The sequence below is a fragment of the Hymenobacter guriensis genome (assembly GCF_015773195.1).
GTDB lineage: Bacteria > Bacteroidota > Bacteroidia > Cytophagales > Hymenobacteraceae > Hymenobacter > Hymenobacter guriensis.
On the sequence record NZ_JADWYK010000004.1, the window covers coordinates 246,930 to 261,450 of the forward strand.

A 14,521-nucleotide genomic window follows, 5' to 3' on the forward strand; every position below is an offset into this window, starting at 1 on the left:
ACAGGGCTTGCACTGCCCTTATTTACATCGACAGCTCTTTGGCTTTGTTCATCATCTGCACGCCGTGTACCAGCACCGCCCCGCCCTTAATAGCGGCGGCCACGTGTACGGCTTCCATCATCTGGGCTTCGTCGGCGCCTTTTTGCAGGGAGTCGGTGGTGTAGGCATCAATGCAGTACGGGCACTGCACGGCGTGGGCTACGGCCAGGGCAATCAGGGCTTTTTCGCGCTCCGAGAGGGCACCTTCCTTGAATACCTCGCCGTAGTAGCTGAAGAACTTGTTGCCCATTTCGGCCTGCCACTCCGTGATGTTACCAAATTTGGCCAGGTCAGCGGGATTGTAGTACGTGCTCATAGAAAGGAAAGAAAGGGGTGAAAGGGTGAAAGGGTGAAAGGTGACAGGTGACAGGTGACACGTAACAGGTGATGAGGCCATAGGAAAACTTGTCACATGTTACCTGTCACATGTTACCTGTTACATGTTACCTCATCACCGTTTGCGGCGCACCCGGATGCGGACTTCTTCGCCGTCTTCGCTGGTGGTAGGGGTTACCTCAATCTGGTCAGCTTCGTCGTAGTACTTGGCCAGGCCCCGCACAATGCCCACCGCCAAAGCCCCCATCCGCCGCTTCGATACGTAGTCGATAACCAGCTCGTGGGGGGATATACGGGTGACGTTGAGCACGGGCGGTGCATTCTCGGTGTGTTCACGCCGCACCTGCGCGTGCATGGTGGTCTCCGTATGCTCTATCATATCCAGCGTCGTCCACTCCGGCTGCAGCAGCTTCTGGTACATGTACATCAGGTCGGGCACCAGATACTCCCCGAAATTTTCGTGCAGCTCATTGGCCGACAGCCCGGTCATTTCCGCCGCGTTGCCCACCAGCGCATACATCTGCTCGTCGGGGTACACGCTTTTGTGGTCGAAGTCGCCGGATGTGAGCCCCGACGCTTCCAGCAGCCGCAGCCAGGTGCTGTGGTCGTACTGGGTCTGAACGTAGCGCTTAAGCAGGGTGAAGATGGTTCCGTGCACGGTGGGGAGAGAAGAGTAGGACGCACAATAACGGCACCGCCGCCCTGTTTACAAGCCCGATAGCCAAGTAAAAAGAGAGCGGGCCCCGGGTAGGTGGTCCGCTCTCCTTTCTTAACTGCTTGGCAAGCCTAGATGTTGCCTATCACCGTCAGGGTACTCAGGGTGGGTGTGGGGCTGCCGCCTTCATTTTCCACCGTCAGGGCAAAGGCCTGGGCACTGGCAATGTCCTTCATCTGCTGCAGGGTGTCGCCGGCGGTGGCGGCGGCCGTCAGTACCCCGGCATCCACCGGCTGGCCTTTGTCCATAGCCCAGAGCTGGTACTGCTTGCCTTTGGGCAAGGCGGGCAGGTGGCGCACATCAACGTACACGGCGCGGGTAGCGGCATTGTAGTACACGCGGGCCAGGGCGTCGGGGGCTTTGGGTGTGCCTTTCAGGTCCACGGCCCGGAACTGCTCACTGCGCAGGATTTCCAGCTGGCGCGTGCGCTCATCCCGCTCCTTCAGGGCAGCCTGCTCGGTGGCGGCGTAGCGCGTCTGTTCGGTATGGGCTACCTGCAGGTTGGTTTCGGTTTCCTTCAGCCGGTTGTAGAGCAGATAGTTGCCGAGGGCGCTGAGCGTGAGTAGCGCCACGGCCGCCGCTACCAGCCAGCCAAACTTCCGGCCCGACGATGGGGCCGAATCGATAGAGCGCACCACGGCTTCCGGCGCGACGGACGGTGCAGGCTCCGAGGCCACCATGCGCGGAGCGGCGGGCTGCGTGTTGCCTTCCGAGGCGCGCACGGCCTGCTGCCACCCGGCCAGCACCCGCTCGCGCATACCGGCGGGCGGGGTAGCGGCGTGGGCTGCGGCATAGGCGTCAAGATCCTGCTGAATGCGCGAAATTTCCGCCTGCACGGCCGGAAACTCGTTGGCCAGTTGTTCAACTTCCTGTTGTTCCCGAACCGTAAGCGTACCGAGTACGTACTGCTCCAACATGCCGGATTCGATGTATTGCTGAATGTCCACGGCCTTATCGAATCAGTTTTGCGAGTACTTTGATGGCCGCCCGGGCCCGCGTCTTCACGGTGCCGAGCGGTAATTCGAGTTCTTCTGCCACTTCGCTTTGCGTATAGCCGCCGAAATACAGCAGGTCGATGATCTGCTTTTGCTCCGGATTAAGTTGACGCGTCACTTCCTCCAGCCCGATATGCTCGGGCTTGAATGATGACGGAGCGGCCTGCCATTGCGCCGCGCTGTCTTCCAGCGGTTGTGTGCGAGTACCTACGCGGTACTGGCGGGAGCGGATTTTATCGATGGCCAGATTCCGGCAAATATTGAGCACCCAGGTAAACAGGCGGCCTTTGCTGGTATCGTAGCTCAGAAAGGAGTGCCAGATTTTCACCAGGCTTTCCTGCAGCACGTCCTCGGCTACTTCCTCCTTCTTCACAATGCGGGCAATGACCCCGTAGAGGGCCGTGCCGTACTTGTCGTAGAAGATAGTCATGGCCGCTTCGTCGCGGGCCCTCAGGCGCGCCACCAGCTGTTCTTCGGTTATGGCATCTACCCCGGAAGTTTTTGATGTCACGAAGCTGAAAGTTGAAGTGACGAACCAGACGCCGAGTTTCGGTCGTCTGGCTCAAAAGTAGGATTTCCTGCTGGTTTACCAGCTATTTTCCACCGGCAACAAAACCGCGGCTGCAAGTCCGGCGTTGTGGATACGCAGTCTTAACCAGCCAGGCGCCCTTTTGTCACTGACAGGCACCGCGGTAAGGCTGTGCAACCTAAACAGTTTCCGCGCCCCAATGGCTATCGAATCCTACAACCCTTACACCGGCCGGGTGTTGCGCCGCTTTCGCGCCTTCAGCTGGTCGAAAACCGAGCGTATCCTGGGGCAGGCCCACCGCGCCGCGGCCGAATGGCGCACTACCTCCTTTGCCCACCGCGCCCGCCTGATGCAACGGGCCGCCGCGCTGCTGCGCGAACGGCAGAACGAGCTGGCCCGCCTCATGGCCCTGGAAATGGGCAAACCCGTGGCCGATGGGCGCGCCGAGGTGCAGAAGTGCGCCCTCACCTGCGAGTACTACGCCCAACACGCCGAGGCCTTCTTGGCCGACGAGGAAATCAAATCCGAAGCGCGCCGCAGCTTTATTGCGCACGAGCCCCTGGGCGTGGTGCTGGCCATTATGCCCTGGAATTTTCCCTTCTGGCAAGTGGTACGCTTTGCCGCCCCCGCCCTCATGGCCGGCAACGTGGGTTTGCTCAAGCACGCTTCCAATGTGCCGCAGTGCGCGCTGGCGCTGGAAAAGATTTTCCACGACGCCGGTTTTCCACCCGCTACGTTCCGCACGCTGCTCATCGGCTCCGACCTGGTGGGCCGGCTGATTGAGGACGACCGGGTGCGCGCCGTGACGCTTACCGGCTCGGAGCCAGCCGGCGCCGAAGTGGCTGCCACCGCCGGCCGCCAGATAAAAAAAACCGTGCTGGAGCTGGGCGGCTCCGACGCCTTTATCGTGCTGGCGGATGCCGACCTGGAACTGGCCGCCAAAACCGCCGCCCAGGCCCGCATGATCAACGCCGGGCAAAGCTGCATCGCGGCCAAGCGCTTTATCGTGGAGAAGCCGGTGGTGAAGGAGTTTATTTCGAAGATGAAGACCCACCTGCTGGCCTTGCGCACCGGCGACCCGCTCCTGGAATCCACCCAGTACGGCCCCCTGGCTCGCCCCGATCTGGCTGATGAGCTTACCCAGCAGGTAGAAGACTCCGTGCGGCAGGGCGCCAAAGTGGAGCTGTACGGGGGCCAGAGCCAGCCCGGCACGGCCCTGTTCCGCCCCATCATTCTATCCAATATCAAGCCCGGCCAGCGCGCTTACGCCGAGGAGCTGTTCGGCCCGGTGGCCCTCATCCTGGAAGCCCGTGACGCCGACGACGCCATTCGCCTCGCCAACGACTCCCGCTTTGGCCTCGGCGCCTCCATCTGGACAAAGGACGCGCAACGCGGTCAGGAGCTGGCCCGCCGGGTTGAAGCGGGCGCGGTGTTCATAAACAGCATGGTGAAATCCTCGCCGGAAATGCCGTTTGGGGGCGTGAAGAAGTCGGGCTATGGCCGGGAGCTTTCTTACCTGGGCATCCGGGAGTTCGTCAACCAGAAGTCTATCTGGGTAAGCGGTGAGGCGTCGGGAAAGCAGAAAAAGGTGGAGTAGAGCTTAGAGCTTAGAGCTTAGAGCTTAGAGCTTAGAGCTTAGAGCTTAGAGCTTAGAGCTTAGAGCTTAGAGCTTAGAAGTGTATGCGAAAGGCCCCGCGACGGTTGTCGCGGGGCCTTTCTTTTTTCTCTTTTTCCGAATACCTCAAGGCCTAATCACCAAGAACAAGCAACGCCCCTAACAGTACCCCAGCAGCTTGTAGGTGAGGTAGCCGCTGATTTCGTGGAGCAGCTGCGTCCATAGCTCCAGCGCATCCACCGACGGGATAAGCCAGTAATCAAGCCCAATGCTGCGGTCTACGCTGCGAAAATCGGCGGGAAAAGGCGTGACGTTCAGGCCCACCTGCTGAAAGCAACCCAGCGCCCGGCGCTGATGAAAGGCTGAGGTGATAAGCGTAAGGCTCTTGATATCGGGGTAACGGGCGACCAGCTGCCTGGTGAACAGCGCGTTTTCGCGGGTATTGTGGCTCTGGTTTTCCAGCAGAATAGCCGAGGTCGGCACCTTGGCTAGGCGCAGCAGTACCGCCAGCTCTTGCGCCTCCGAGCGGCTGGCAACCGGCCCACGTAAACGGCCAGAACCCCCAGTGATAATGATGCGCTTGATCTTGCCGGCCCGGTACAGCCAGATGGTATGCATCAAGCGGTCGGCACCGGTAGCCAGGTACACCCGGTCATTGGGCTCCCGCTGGTTGGTAATACCGGTGAGCAGCACCCCGGCATCGTGCGTGGGTAGCTGACTCAGGCGCACGGCGGGCAGCTCCCAGGCACGCATGGCCTCGTTGGCCAGCGCCAGGTTGGTACTCACCAGCACCAGTACCAGCAGCACGTAGCGCCAGCGGCGGCGCCACCCCGGGCGCCAGTCGAACACGGCAGCGGCGGCCAGCAGCACCAGCCACACGGCAGGCAGCAGCGCTACGGCTAGAAGTTTGGACAGCAGAAAAAACACGGCTGCGAAGCTAGAACGAATTTCCTGGCTTCGAGACAATAAAGGACCTGACTACTGAAAAAACAGGAATAGCAAAGCTACCGTCAGCAGAAAGAAAGTCAGCGCAATCAGGTCTTTGTGGAGGCGCGGCCGCACGCTATGCCGACAGGGGCTGGTAGTGGCGCAGCGTTTCCAGCATGGCGCGCATTTCTGCTTCCCGCGTCAGGGCGTCGCAGGTGAGCACCCGCCCCTGGCAGTAAGCTACAAAGAACGGGGCGGCCTGATCATCCATCATTTTCCTGGCCACGGGGTTTTCGTCGGAGTCCAGGCGCAGAAACAGGATATCCTCGAACTCGGCATCATCGGCAAACTGGGCGAAGGGCGGAGCCAGCAGCTCGCAGATAGGGCAGTTGCCGGAGGTGAACTCAACAAATACCTTGAGGTGGTCGTGCACGTAGCGGCGCAGGCCCGCATCATCGGTATCGATAATGCGTTGACGATGGGTAACTTTCATGCTATAGGCCGAGGGCAAAACAAATGGAACGGGTACGCCGGGGTGGCGCCGGCTAGCAGACACCGCCCGGGCGACGTAAATTCCCGGCCGTGCGGCTTTCTGCCAGCACGCAGCGGCAAAACCGGCTAGGAACGGCGCAGCATCATTTGCCGGATGTACTTTACCGGGGCACTGCCGTAGCTCAGCAGCTGCTCATGGAAAGCTTTCAGGTCGAATTCCCTGTCCTGCTGCCGGCGCAGTTCCTCCCGCAAGGCCAGAATCTCGGTGGAGCCGGTGAAGTAGCTGCTCAGCTGTACCTGGCTGAGCGTGGCCCGGCGCCATTTGTTGCGGGCCTCGGCCTCTTCCTGGAATCCGTCGCGCAGCAGCATGGCCACGGCGGCTTTTTCGGTGAGGTTATTCACGTGTACTTCGTGGTCGAGGATGGTGTTGAGCGTCACACGCATATTCCACTTATCCCAGGCCAGCCAAAGCTCATCAGTGTTGTTGCCGTAGCCGCTTTCCAGCATCATGCGCTCGGCATACACGGCCCAGCCTTCTATCATAGCCCCATTCCCGAAGATGGATTTCACCAGGGAAGGGCTGCGGTTGGCGTACACCAGCTGCGTGTAGTGGCCCGGAATAGCTTCGTGAATGTTGAGAATCTGGAGGGTATAGTCGTTGTACTCGCGCAGGTAGCTTTCGGCTTGGGCGGCGGGCTGCCCATCCAGGGGCTCCACGTTGTAGTAGGTGTTGGCCGCTTTGTCGTAGGGACCAGGAGCCGAGATGCTGGCGCCTGCCCCGCTGCCCCGCATATACAGCGGCGTTTCGCGCACCACCAGCGGCTTGCTGGGGTCCTGCGTCAGCAGTTGGTGGTCGTTCACCCATTTCACCAGCGCGGGCATCTGGTCGCGTACGGCCTGTACGAAGCCGGCCGGTGTGGCGTGCCGGGCTGAAAGCTTGCCAAGTATCTGTTTTACCAGCGCCAGCGAGTCGGAAGGAGCAGGCTGGCTCGGGAAGTACTTGGGCCAGAGGCGGGCGGCGCGCTGCTTCATGTCGTGCAGCAGCTCCTGGCGGTGCTGGCGGGCTTGCTGGTACACCTGCTCGGCCGACAAGCTGGCCTGAATATCCAGCGCGAACTTGCGGTCGAACAGCGCTTTGCCCAGGCGGAACGAGCGAAACTGGCCGGCCGGCAGCACATCCTGGCGCAGAAACCGCAGGTAGCTTTCAATCACCAGCTGGGTTGTGGCTATGCGGCCCGTGAGGTCCTGCTTTTCCCGGGCGCTTAGGCCCGACTTCGCCACCGAATCGGCCAGCGCCTTCCCGAATACGGCCAGGCCGCCTTCATTTTGCAGAATGGCCAGCTCGGTGTGCTCCTTGGTTGGCCGCTCGATGTTGTCTTTGGCCGCCTCGTAAAAGTCGGCGGCGCGGTTAATTTTCTGGCTGATGGACCGCAGGCGCCGGTCAAGGGGCTGGTAGCGGCCGTTCAGGATTTCGCCCACCGAGGCCCCCAGGTTGTAGCTGGCCGGGTTCCACTGCCAGTCGCGCAGGGTATCGGCGTAGAAGCGGGCCGAGGCCAGGTGATTTTCCAGCAGCTGGTAATCGGTCTGGTTGTTCACCGACAGCTCCTGTATCGAAAACTTGGCTAGCTCGCGCCCGCGCCGGGCCAGAGCCGCAGCTTCCACCTGCCGCCGCGCTACGGTCGGAATCAGTAGCACCGAGTCGTAGCGGTGGTAGCCCTGGGAGCTGGCCCACTCGGGGTTGTAGTACCACAGCGAGTCGATGAACTGCTGCTTGTACTGGTCGAAGCGCGCGTCGGGCGTCGTCTCGATGACGCTGGAAGTAGTGGAGTCAGTCGAGCAGGCGAGCAGCGTGGCCAGGGCAGCCCCAATAGCGGCCAGGAAGTAGGCGTGTTTCATACAGATAGCGGAAGTCCTGCAAGGTAGCGGAGGGAAGAGATAGTTGGTACGGCCTGATTCTACCACCAGACGCGCAGCTATACCAGGGCGGGAACTTTCCTTGCTTCGTTCCAGCGCCTGGGTGAGCCGGCCTGCGGAAAGCTGCTGTTTCAGCAGTTACTTTACCTGCCCGCTAACCAGCTTCCTATTGTGCTTGCTTACCCTCGGTTTGGTTTTTTCCTGGCCTTGCTTCTGCTCACCTGGTGGCCCATAGTTGCGGCACCACCCGGCCCGGCTGCGCTGACTGCCTCAGACAGCCCCCAGCTGCCGATTGCCTACCATTTCGTGCTGACCAGCCTGCCGGCCAATACCCCCACCGATGCGGCCCTGTACCTGGTAGGGTCGTTCAACAACTGGCAGCCGGCTGATGCCCGCTACCGGTTTCGCCGGCAGGCCAACGGTCTGTTTGCCCTCACCCTGCACACCCGGCTGCCCCGGCTCGAATACAAAGTTTCGCGGGGAAGCTGGGCATCCATTGAGGGCAGCGGGCACGGACAGGTGCGGGCCAACCGCGTGGTGACCCGCCAGCAAGCCCAGGCCGGCGACGTAGAAGTGCGCGTGCAAAGCTGGGAGGACCTCACGGCTACCTTTCAGTTTTACTCGCTCTACGACCTTCTCCTGCTGTTTTCGTGCTTTCAGGGCGGGTTGCTGCTGGTGGCCATTCCCAGCATTCAGCAAGCCAACCGGGCTGCCAACCGCTGGCTGTTGTGGCTGCTGGGGCTGGGCGCCGGCGCCACTCTGCTCACGGTGGTGAGCAGCGACCGGGCCGTAGCCAATGCCTACCCGCAGCTTACCCTGGTACCGGACTTTATCTGGTTTCTCTACGGCCCTTTGTTCTATTGCTATATCCGGCGGCTGCTGTTCAACGAAGCCCAGTCGCAGCGCAAATGGCTGTACTTTGTGCCCTCGGCCCTGCAGCTGCTGGTGTACTTGCCCTATTTCCTGCTCGACAGTTACGAGTTTCAGCTCCGACTGGTAAGTCATGAGCCCATGCTACGCAACGTGCTGCTGCTGACGGGACTGGCGGCGCTGCTCACCAACCTGGGCTACTGGCTGGCCTGCCGCCGCGCCATCCGGGCTTATACCCGGCAGTACGAAGCCAGCGTGTCGTACGCCCAGAACCTGCGCTACCTTTCCACGGTGCTGGGCATTCAGGCCGTTTGCCTGGGGCTGTGGGGCTTTCTGTTTGGGGTGGTGGTGGCCAGCCGTTGGGTGGCTTTCGACGTGTACACCCTAGCGGCCCGCAACCTGAACCTGATCTGGCTGGTCTTTTCTACGCTGCCCTATTTCCTGGGCTACGTGGTCTTGCACCAGCCTCAAATCTTTCGACTCGTGCCTGCTCCGGCGGAGCCTAAGCTGGCACCGGAAGTGGCTCCTATATTAAGCCCGACTGCTGCGGTACAGCGTTCCGAAGTTTCCGCGACCAAGGTGCCAGCTATGGAGCTGCCCGCGGCCCCACGCCCGCCTCGCCCAGCCGGAGCAACGCTGGGCCTCGCCGCTGCCCAGGCGGCCGTGACCACCTACATGCGGCATCACAAGCCCTACCTCAACCCCAGCCTCACAATTCATGAGCTGGCCGGGGGCTTGCAGCTGCCGCCGCACGTGCTATCCAAGGTCATCAACGAGGGGTTCGGGCAAAACTTCTTCGACTTTGTCAATGCCTACCGGGTGGAGGAGTTTAAGCAGCTGATGACAACGCCGCGTGCCCAGCAATATACCCTTCTGGCCCTGGCCCTGGAAGTGGGCTTTAACTCTAAATCGGCCTTCAACCGCGCCTTTAAAAAGCAAACCGACCAAACCCCGCGGGAGTACTTCAGCGGGGTTCGTGAGGAGTAAAGTCAGGCACGGAAGTACCACTTTTGGAAAAGGAGCCGAATTATCCTCGATTTAGTACACTTTACATCAGCAAGTTGACCAAATAGCATCAAGCACATAGGGGCGGCTTAGCAAAGTGGGGCGCGCCTGGGAAAGCGAAGGACGATGTTTACCAAACCAAATCGGTGCGGCCATGGTCGGCCGAGGCGGAACGTACGCTTTTTCCCACTTGGCGGCCGCTGGTGCCGCCTAGCTATTCCCCCTTCTATGTCCTTGCCCAAACTGTTCCTGCTGCTATGGCTTCTCGGCAGCCGCTTCACCACCCTGGCGGCCTCCCCCACGGCTGCGCCCCGCACCTCCCCTATCACCCGCATCGACCCCACGTTCTGGTGGGTGGGCATGAAAAACCCGAAGCTGCAGCTGCTGGTGCACGGCCCGGGTATTGCGGGCAGCCAGGTAGAGCTAGCCACTTATGAGGGCGTCACCCTCGAAGGCTTCCGGAAGCTGGAAAGCCCCAACTACCTACTCGTCAACCTCACCATCAGCCCCACCGCCAAGCCCGGCAAGCTCAAGCTGCTGTTGAAGGGCACCAGGAAGGTGGCGTATGAATACGAGCTGCGCCAGCGCACCACCCCCGGTGACAAAACCAAGGTGCAGGGCATCAGCAGCGCTGACCTGATTTACCTGCTCATGCCCGACCGGTTTGCCAATGGCGACCCAACCAACGATGTGGTAAAAGGCAACCGCGCCCCCGGCGTGGCCCGCGACTCCATGTACGCCCGCCACGGCGGCGACCTGAAGGGCATAGAGCAGCACTTCGACTACCTGAAAGACCTGGGTGTGACGGCCATCTGGCCTACCCCGGTGGTCGACAACAACATGCCCAAAGCCGGCTACCACGGCTACGCCCTTACCGACTACTACGCGGTAGACCCGCACTACGGCACTAACGAGGACTACGTGCGCTTTGTGCAGCGCGCCCACCAACAGGGTCTCAAGGTAATTCATGACGTGGTGCTCAACCACATTGGCAGCTACCACTACCTCTGGCTCGATCAGCCGGCCAAGGACTGGTTTCACCAGTGGCCCACGTTCACGCGCGGCAACTACCGCAACGGCACGGTAAACGACCCGCACGTAGCAGCCCAGGACCGCAAGCTGTTTAGCACCACCTGGTTCGATACAACCATGCCCGACCCGGCCCAGGAAAACCCGCTGGTGGCCACCTACCTCATCCAGAATTTCCTGTGGTGGGTGGAGTACACGGGCGTCGACGGCTACCGTGTGGATACCTACACGTATTCCGACCCCGGGTTTCTGATGCAGTGGGGAAAGGCCATTCTGGAAGAGTACCCGCAGCTGGGCATGTTTGGCGAAACCTGGATGCAGGAGGCCGAGGGCGTGGCCCAGCAGGCTTTCTGGACGCGCAACGTATTTCCGCCCATCAACGGCTTCAAGAGCAACCTGCCCGGAGCCATCGACTTTATCTTGCGCCAGGCCTTGCTTGAAAGTCTGACCAAGCCCTCCGGGTTTGCCGAGGGCACCGCCAAACTCTACTACGCCGTGCAGGGCGACTGGATGTACGAGGACGCCTCGCGCAACGTCATTTTCCTGGACAACCACGACGTGGACCGGGTTTTCTCGGTGCTGGGTGAGGACGTGCGCAAGCAGAAATTGGCCCTGGCCTGGCTACTCACCGAGCGGGGCATCCCGCAGCTATACTACGGCACCGAGGTGCTGATGAAGAACTTCAGCCGCCCCGACGGATTGCTGCGGGAAGACTTCCCCGGCGGCTTCCCCGGCGACTCGAAAAACGCCTTCACGGCGGCCGGCCGCACCCCGGCCCAGCAGGACATGCACGCGTATGTGCGCAAGCTGGCCAACTACCGCAAAACCCACCCGGTGCTACAAACCGGCCAGCTCACCCACTTTGTGCCGGAAGACGGCGTGTATACCTATTTCCGCCACGATGCCCAAGGCCACACGGTGCTGGTGATGCTGAACTGCAACCCCACGGCGAAATCGGTGCCGCTGCAGCGCTTTGCCGAGCGCCTGCAAGGCTACACCTCAGCCCAAGACGTGCTGACGGATGCGGTGGTGACGGACCTGCAAACGGCCAGCGTACCGGCTTATACTGCCTTGGTTTGGGAGCTTCGCTAAGCCCGGTGCCTGGCTTACTGCTGCCATTCATCACCCTCATATCTGCTTTGTGATGCATACCCTTATTCTGGGAGGTACCACCTTCGACCATATCGTAACGCTGCCCGAACTACCGGCCCCGCAGCCGCAAACCATTCACCGGGCGCCTTTCCACGAAGGCACGGGCTCCACCGGCGCGGGCAAAGCCTTAGCCCTAACCAAGCTGGGCGTACCCAACGTCCTGTACTCCGCCGTGGGCGACGATGCCTACGGCCACCACATCCAGGCCGATTTGCGGGCGCAGGGTGTGGAAGCCCACTACGTAATGGACCCCGTCGGTACGGAGCGCCATGTGAACCTGATGGATGCCCAGGGCCAGCGGATTTCTATGTTCATCACGCAGGCATCCACCACCCTGCCTTTCGACCAGGCTGAAGTGGCAGCCTTGATCAAGGGCAGCGCGTGCGTGGTCCTGAACATCATTCCCTACTGCCAGCCGCTGATTCCGCTGCTGCAGGACTACCCCCACCCGATCTGGACCGACCTGCATGACTACGACGGCCACAACCCCTACCATCAGCCTTTCATTGCTGCGGCCCAGTACATTCACCTCAGCTCCGATAACCTGCCCGACTACCGACCGGTGATGGAGCAGTTGCGGGCGGCGGGCAAGCGCCTGGTGGTGTGCACCCACGGCGCGGCGGGGGCTACCCTGCTTACCGCTGAAGGCCAGTGGCTGGAACAGCCTGCCGTGCCCGCACCCGCCCTGGTCGACAGCAACGGGGCCGGCGACAATTTCTTTGCCGGCTTCCTTTATGGCTTTCTACGCGAGGAGCCCTGGCAAAAATGCCTGCAGTACGGCGCCTTGTGCGGAAGCTGGTGCGTGGGTGCCCTGGGCTTGGTAGACGCGCAGCTGAGCAGCTCCTGGCTGGAAAAAGCCTGGCACCACCACTTCGGCAATGCCTAGATCGGCAAATGTTTTTCCTCCTGTTCTGCGCCTGCAATGCCTTCTATTGAGCTGTGTTGCGGGCGCAGGTATTTTTTAATCATAGGTCAGACGAAGCTGATGACCTGCCTCTCTTGGTGTAGCTCCACCTGCTGCATTCCTATGATTATGAGCCCACTACCTCTTTCCTTCTACGGAGAAGCTACTTTTTTTCACGGACCATACATCCTTTTGCGGCCCGGCTGAATCTAGCAGTATAGTACTCCGTTCTGTTTTCCTCTTTCTGAGCTATGCTGAAGTCGTTTTCCTCTGATTGCGCCTCTCTCGAACAACAAGTAAAGCTGGTTTCCCGCATTGTGCGGGTCTGGACGCTGGTAGGCGCCGGCCTGCTGGTGTTTGCCACCTTCCTGTAGCCGCCGTTACTTTTGCGGCGTCTACCCTCCTTAGTGTTATGCGCCTTTTCCTGCTGCCCGCCGCCCTGCTGCTGAGCGCCGCCACCCCTGCCTGTTCTTCCCAGCCCGCCGAAACAACTCCCAGCGCCCCCACTTCTGCGGCCGAACAGCCTGCCCAGGCGCCCGCCGGCCTGCGCGAAACCTTCGAGCAGGGCCAGAAAGCCTCTTACGCCGAGGCCGACGAAGCCCTGGCCTCGGGTTCCTGGCACTTCACCGATGCGCTGATTGGCGCTTCCGAGCAGGACCACAAGCGGGGTCAGCGGGCTGTGCGTCTGCGGGGCCAGGGTCGTCTGCGCATGAACTTCGATGCGCCCGCCGGTTTACGCCAGCTGCAGGTGTCGGCCGCCGCCTACGGCTCCGATGAAGCTAGTACCTGGGAGCTGTGGGGCAGCGTGGACGGGGGGCGCACGTACCGCCGCATCGGCCAGCCGGTCCGCACGCAAGGGGCGCGCCTCGTTGTCACCACCTTCGAAGGCAGTACCTCTACGCCATTGCGGCTGGAAATCCGAAAAACCGACGGTGGCTCCGGCCGCCTGAATATCGATGACATCGTGCTGAGCAGCTCGGCCGGAGCGGCTACCTCAACCGTGGTAGTGCCGGGCACCCGGCCTGCACCCGCCGCGTCTTCGTTGCCGCCCGCTACCACTGCCCGCGCCGAAGCGGTAGTAACGCGCCGCGACGACAACCTGGCGCTGGGCAACCCCAGCGGCGCTACGGCCAGCTTGAGCACGCCTACCAACTACCTGCTTGCCAAACCGCAGTATACGCTCAGCTACAACGCTCAGCGCGGCACGCCCAACTGGGTGAGCTGGCACCTGAACCGCGCCTGGATGGGCAGCGCCCCCCGCCAGGACGACTTCCGGCCCGACCCGGCTCTGCCTCGCGAGTTCTACCAGGTGACGCCCCGCTCCTACTCCGGCTCGGGCTTCGACCGGGGCCACAACTGCCCTTCGGCCGACCGCACCACTGACCTCGACGACAACTCCAGCACCTTCCTGATGACAAACATGATTCCGCAGGCCGGCGCCAACAACCAGCGCACCTGGAGCGGGCTGGAAGAGTGGACGCGCACCCAGGTGGAGCGCGGGCAGGAGGTTTACGTTGTCATGGGCTGCTACGGCAAGGGCGGCGCCGGCACGGCGGGCCCGCGCACCACCCTCGACAATGGCCGCGTGACGGTGCCGGCCCGGGTGTGGAAAGTGCTGGTGATACTACCCGAAGGCAGCAACGACCTGCAGCGCATTGCTGCCGGCCAGGCCCGCATTCTGGCCGTGGATACGCCCAACGACCAGCAGGTAAGCCCCGACTGGAGCCGTTACCGCGTGAGCGTGGATGCCATTGAAGCCGCCACCGGCCTCGACCTGCTGAGCGCCCTACCCCGCCCTGTGCAGGAGCAGCTGGAAAGCCGCGCCGACACTGGTGCTATTCGGTAGTCATATTGTGTTTTTATCTTATTTAATCAATCTAAATCGTTTGCGGTAAACTCTTTTTTTGCTTTCAGGTTATGGCAGTCGAGTAGACGTTTGAGGTTTTGGCTGAAACACCTGACCCAACAAGGAGCTATTTTGGCAGTCGGCTGAACTACC

General features: G+C 61.4%; 13 protein-coding genes. 6 read left to right on the plus strand and 7 right to left on the minus strand.

Annotation, left to right across the window (positions count from 1 at the left end; genetic code table 11):
- Positions 1-22: 22 nt before the first annotated feature.
- From I5L79_RS09070 to I5L79_RS09085, 4 genes are all read right to left on the minus strand, one after another.
- Positions 23-355, minus strand: a complete 333-nt coding sequence (locus tag I5L79_RS09070; RefSeq protein WP_196954718.1) for an arsenosugar biosynthesis-associated peroxidase-like protein — start codon at positions 353-355, stop codon at positions 23-25.
- 135 nt (positions 356-490) lie between these two features.
- Entirely contained in the window at positions 491-1,033 is a 543-nt protein-coding gene (locus tag I5L79_RS09075) for a heme NO-binding domain-containing protein (protein WP_196954719.1), read from the minus strand.
- Between the two features lie 128 nt (positions 1,034-1,161).
- Positions 1,162-2,037: an anti-sigma factor gene (locus I5L79_RS09080; RefSeq protein WP_196954720.1), complete on the minus strand. Its 876-nt coding sequence runs from the start codon at positions 2,035-2,037 to the stop codon at positions 1,162-1,164.
- Positions 2,038-2,041: 4 nt separating this feature from the next.
- Positions 2,042-2,596 carry an RNA polymerase sigma factor gene (locus I5L79_RS09085; protein WP_257869842.1) on the minus strand — a complete coding sequence of 185 codons (555 nt, stop codon included), beginning with the start codon at positions 2,594-2,596 and terminating at the stop codon, positions 2,042-2,044.
- 217 nt (positions 2,597-2,813) lie between these two features.
- Between I5L79_RS09085 and I5L79_RS09090 the strand changes: the two genes are divergently transcribed.
- Positions 2,814-4,211 carry an NAD-dependent succinate-semialdehyde dehydrogenase gene (locus I5L79_RS09090; protein ID WP_196954721.1) on the plus strand — a complete coding sequence of 466 codons (1,398 nt, stop codon included), beginning with the start codon at positions 2,814-2,816 and terminating at the stop codon, positions 4,209-4,211.
- A gap of 177 nt (positions 4,212-4,388) precedes the next feature.
- On the opposite strand, the gene I5L79_RS09095 is transcribed toward I5L79_RS09090, so the two are convergent.
- The 3 genes from I5L79_RS09095 to I5L79_RS09105 form a co-directional block, all read right to left on the minus strand.
- Entirely contained in the window at positions 4,389-5,156 is a 768-nt protein-coding gene (locus I5L79_RS09095; RefSeq protein ID WP_196954722.1) for a YdcF family protein, read from the minus strand.
- 136 nt (positions 5,157-5,292) lie between these two features.
- Positions 5,293-5,649, minus strand: coding sequence for a thioredoxin family protein (locus I5L79_RS09100; protein ID WP_196954723.1), 357 nt, complete (start codon positions 5,647-5,649; stop codon positions 5,293-5,295).
- A gap of 125 nt (positions 5,650-5,774) precedes the next feature.
- Positions 5,775-7,544, minus strand: coding sequence for a DUF885 domain-containing protein (locus I5L79_RS09105; protein WP_196954724.1), 1,770 nt, complete (start codon positions 7,542-7,544; stop codon positions 5,775-5,777).
- 189 nt (positions 7,545-7,733) lie between these two features.
- Between I5L79_RS09105 and I5L79_RS23640 the strand changes: the two genes are divergently transcribed.
- From I5L79_RS23640 to I5L79_RS09125, 5 genes are all read left to right on the plus strand, one after another.
- A complete protein-coding gene (locus tag I5L79_RS23640) occupies positions 7,734-9,419 on the plus strand; it encodes a helix-turn-helix domain-containing protein (RefSeq protein WP_196954725.1) in 1,686 nt (561 codons plus the stop codon).
- Positions 9,420-9,665: 246 nt separating this feature from the next.
- Positions 9,666-11,558 (plus strand): glycoside hydrolase family 13 protein, encoded by a 1,893-nt coding sequence (locus tag I5L79_RS09115; protein WP_196954726.1) that lies wholly within the window; start codon positions 9,666-9,668, stop codon positions 11,556-11,558.
- 52 nt (positions 11,559-11,610) lie between these two features.
- A complete protein-coding gene (locus tag I5L79_RS09120; RefSeq protein WP_231403019.1) occupies positions 11,611-12,504 on the plus strand; it encodes a carbohydrate kinase family protein in 894 nt (297 codons plus the stop codon).
- A 269-nt stretch (positions 12,505-12,773) separates the two neighbouring features.
- On the plus strand, positions 12,774-12,896 hold the full coding sequence (locus I5L79_RS23500) for a hypothetical protein (protein WP_257869850.1): 123 nt from the start codon (positions 12,774-12,776) through the stop codon (positions 12,894-12,896).
- A 38-nt stretch (positions 12,897-12,934) separates the two neighbouring features.
- Positions 12,935-14,368 carry a DNA/RNA non-specific endonuclease gene (locus I5L79_RS09125; protein WP_231402999.1) on the plus strand — a complete coding sequence of 478 codons (1,434 nt, stop codon included), beginning with the start codon at positions 12,935-12,937 and terminating at the stop codon, positions 14,366-14,368.
- Positions 14,369-14,521: the final 153 nt, after the last annotated feature.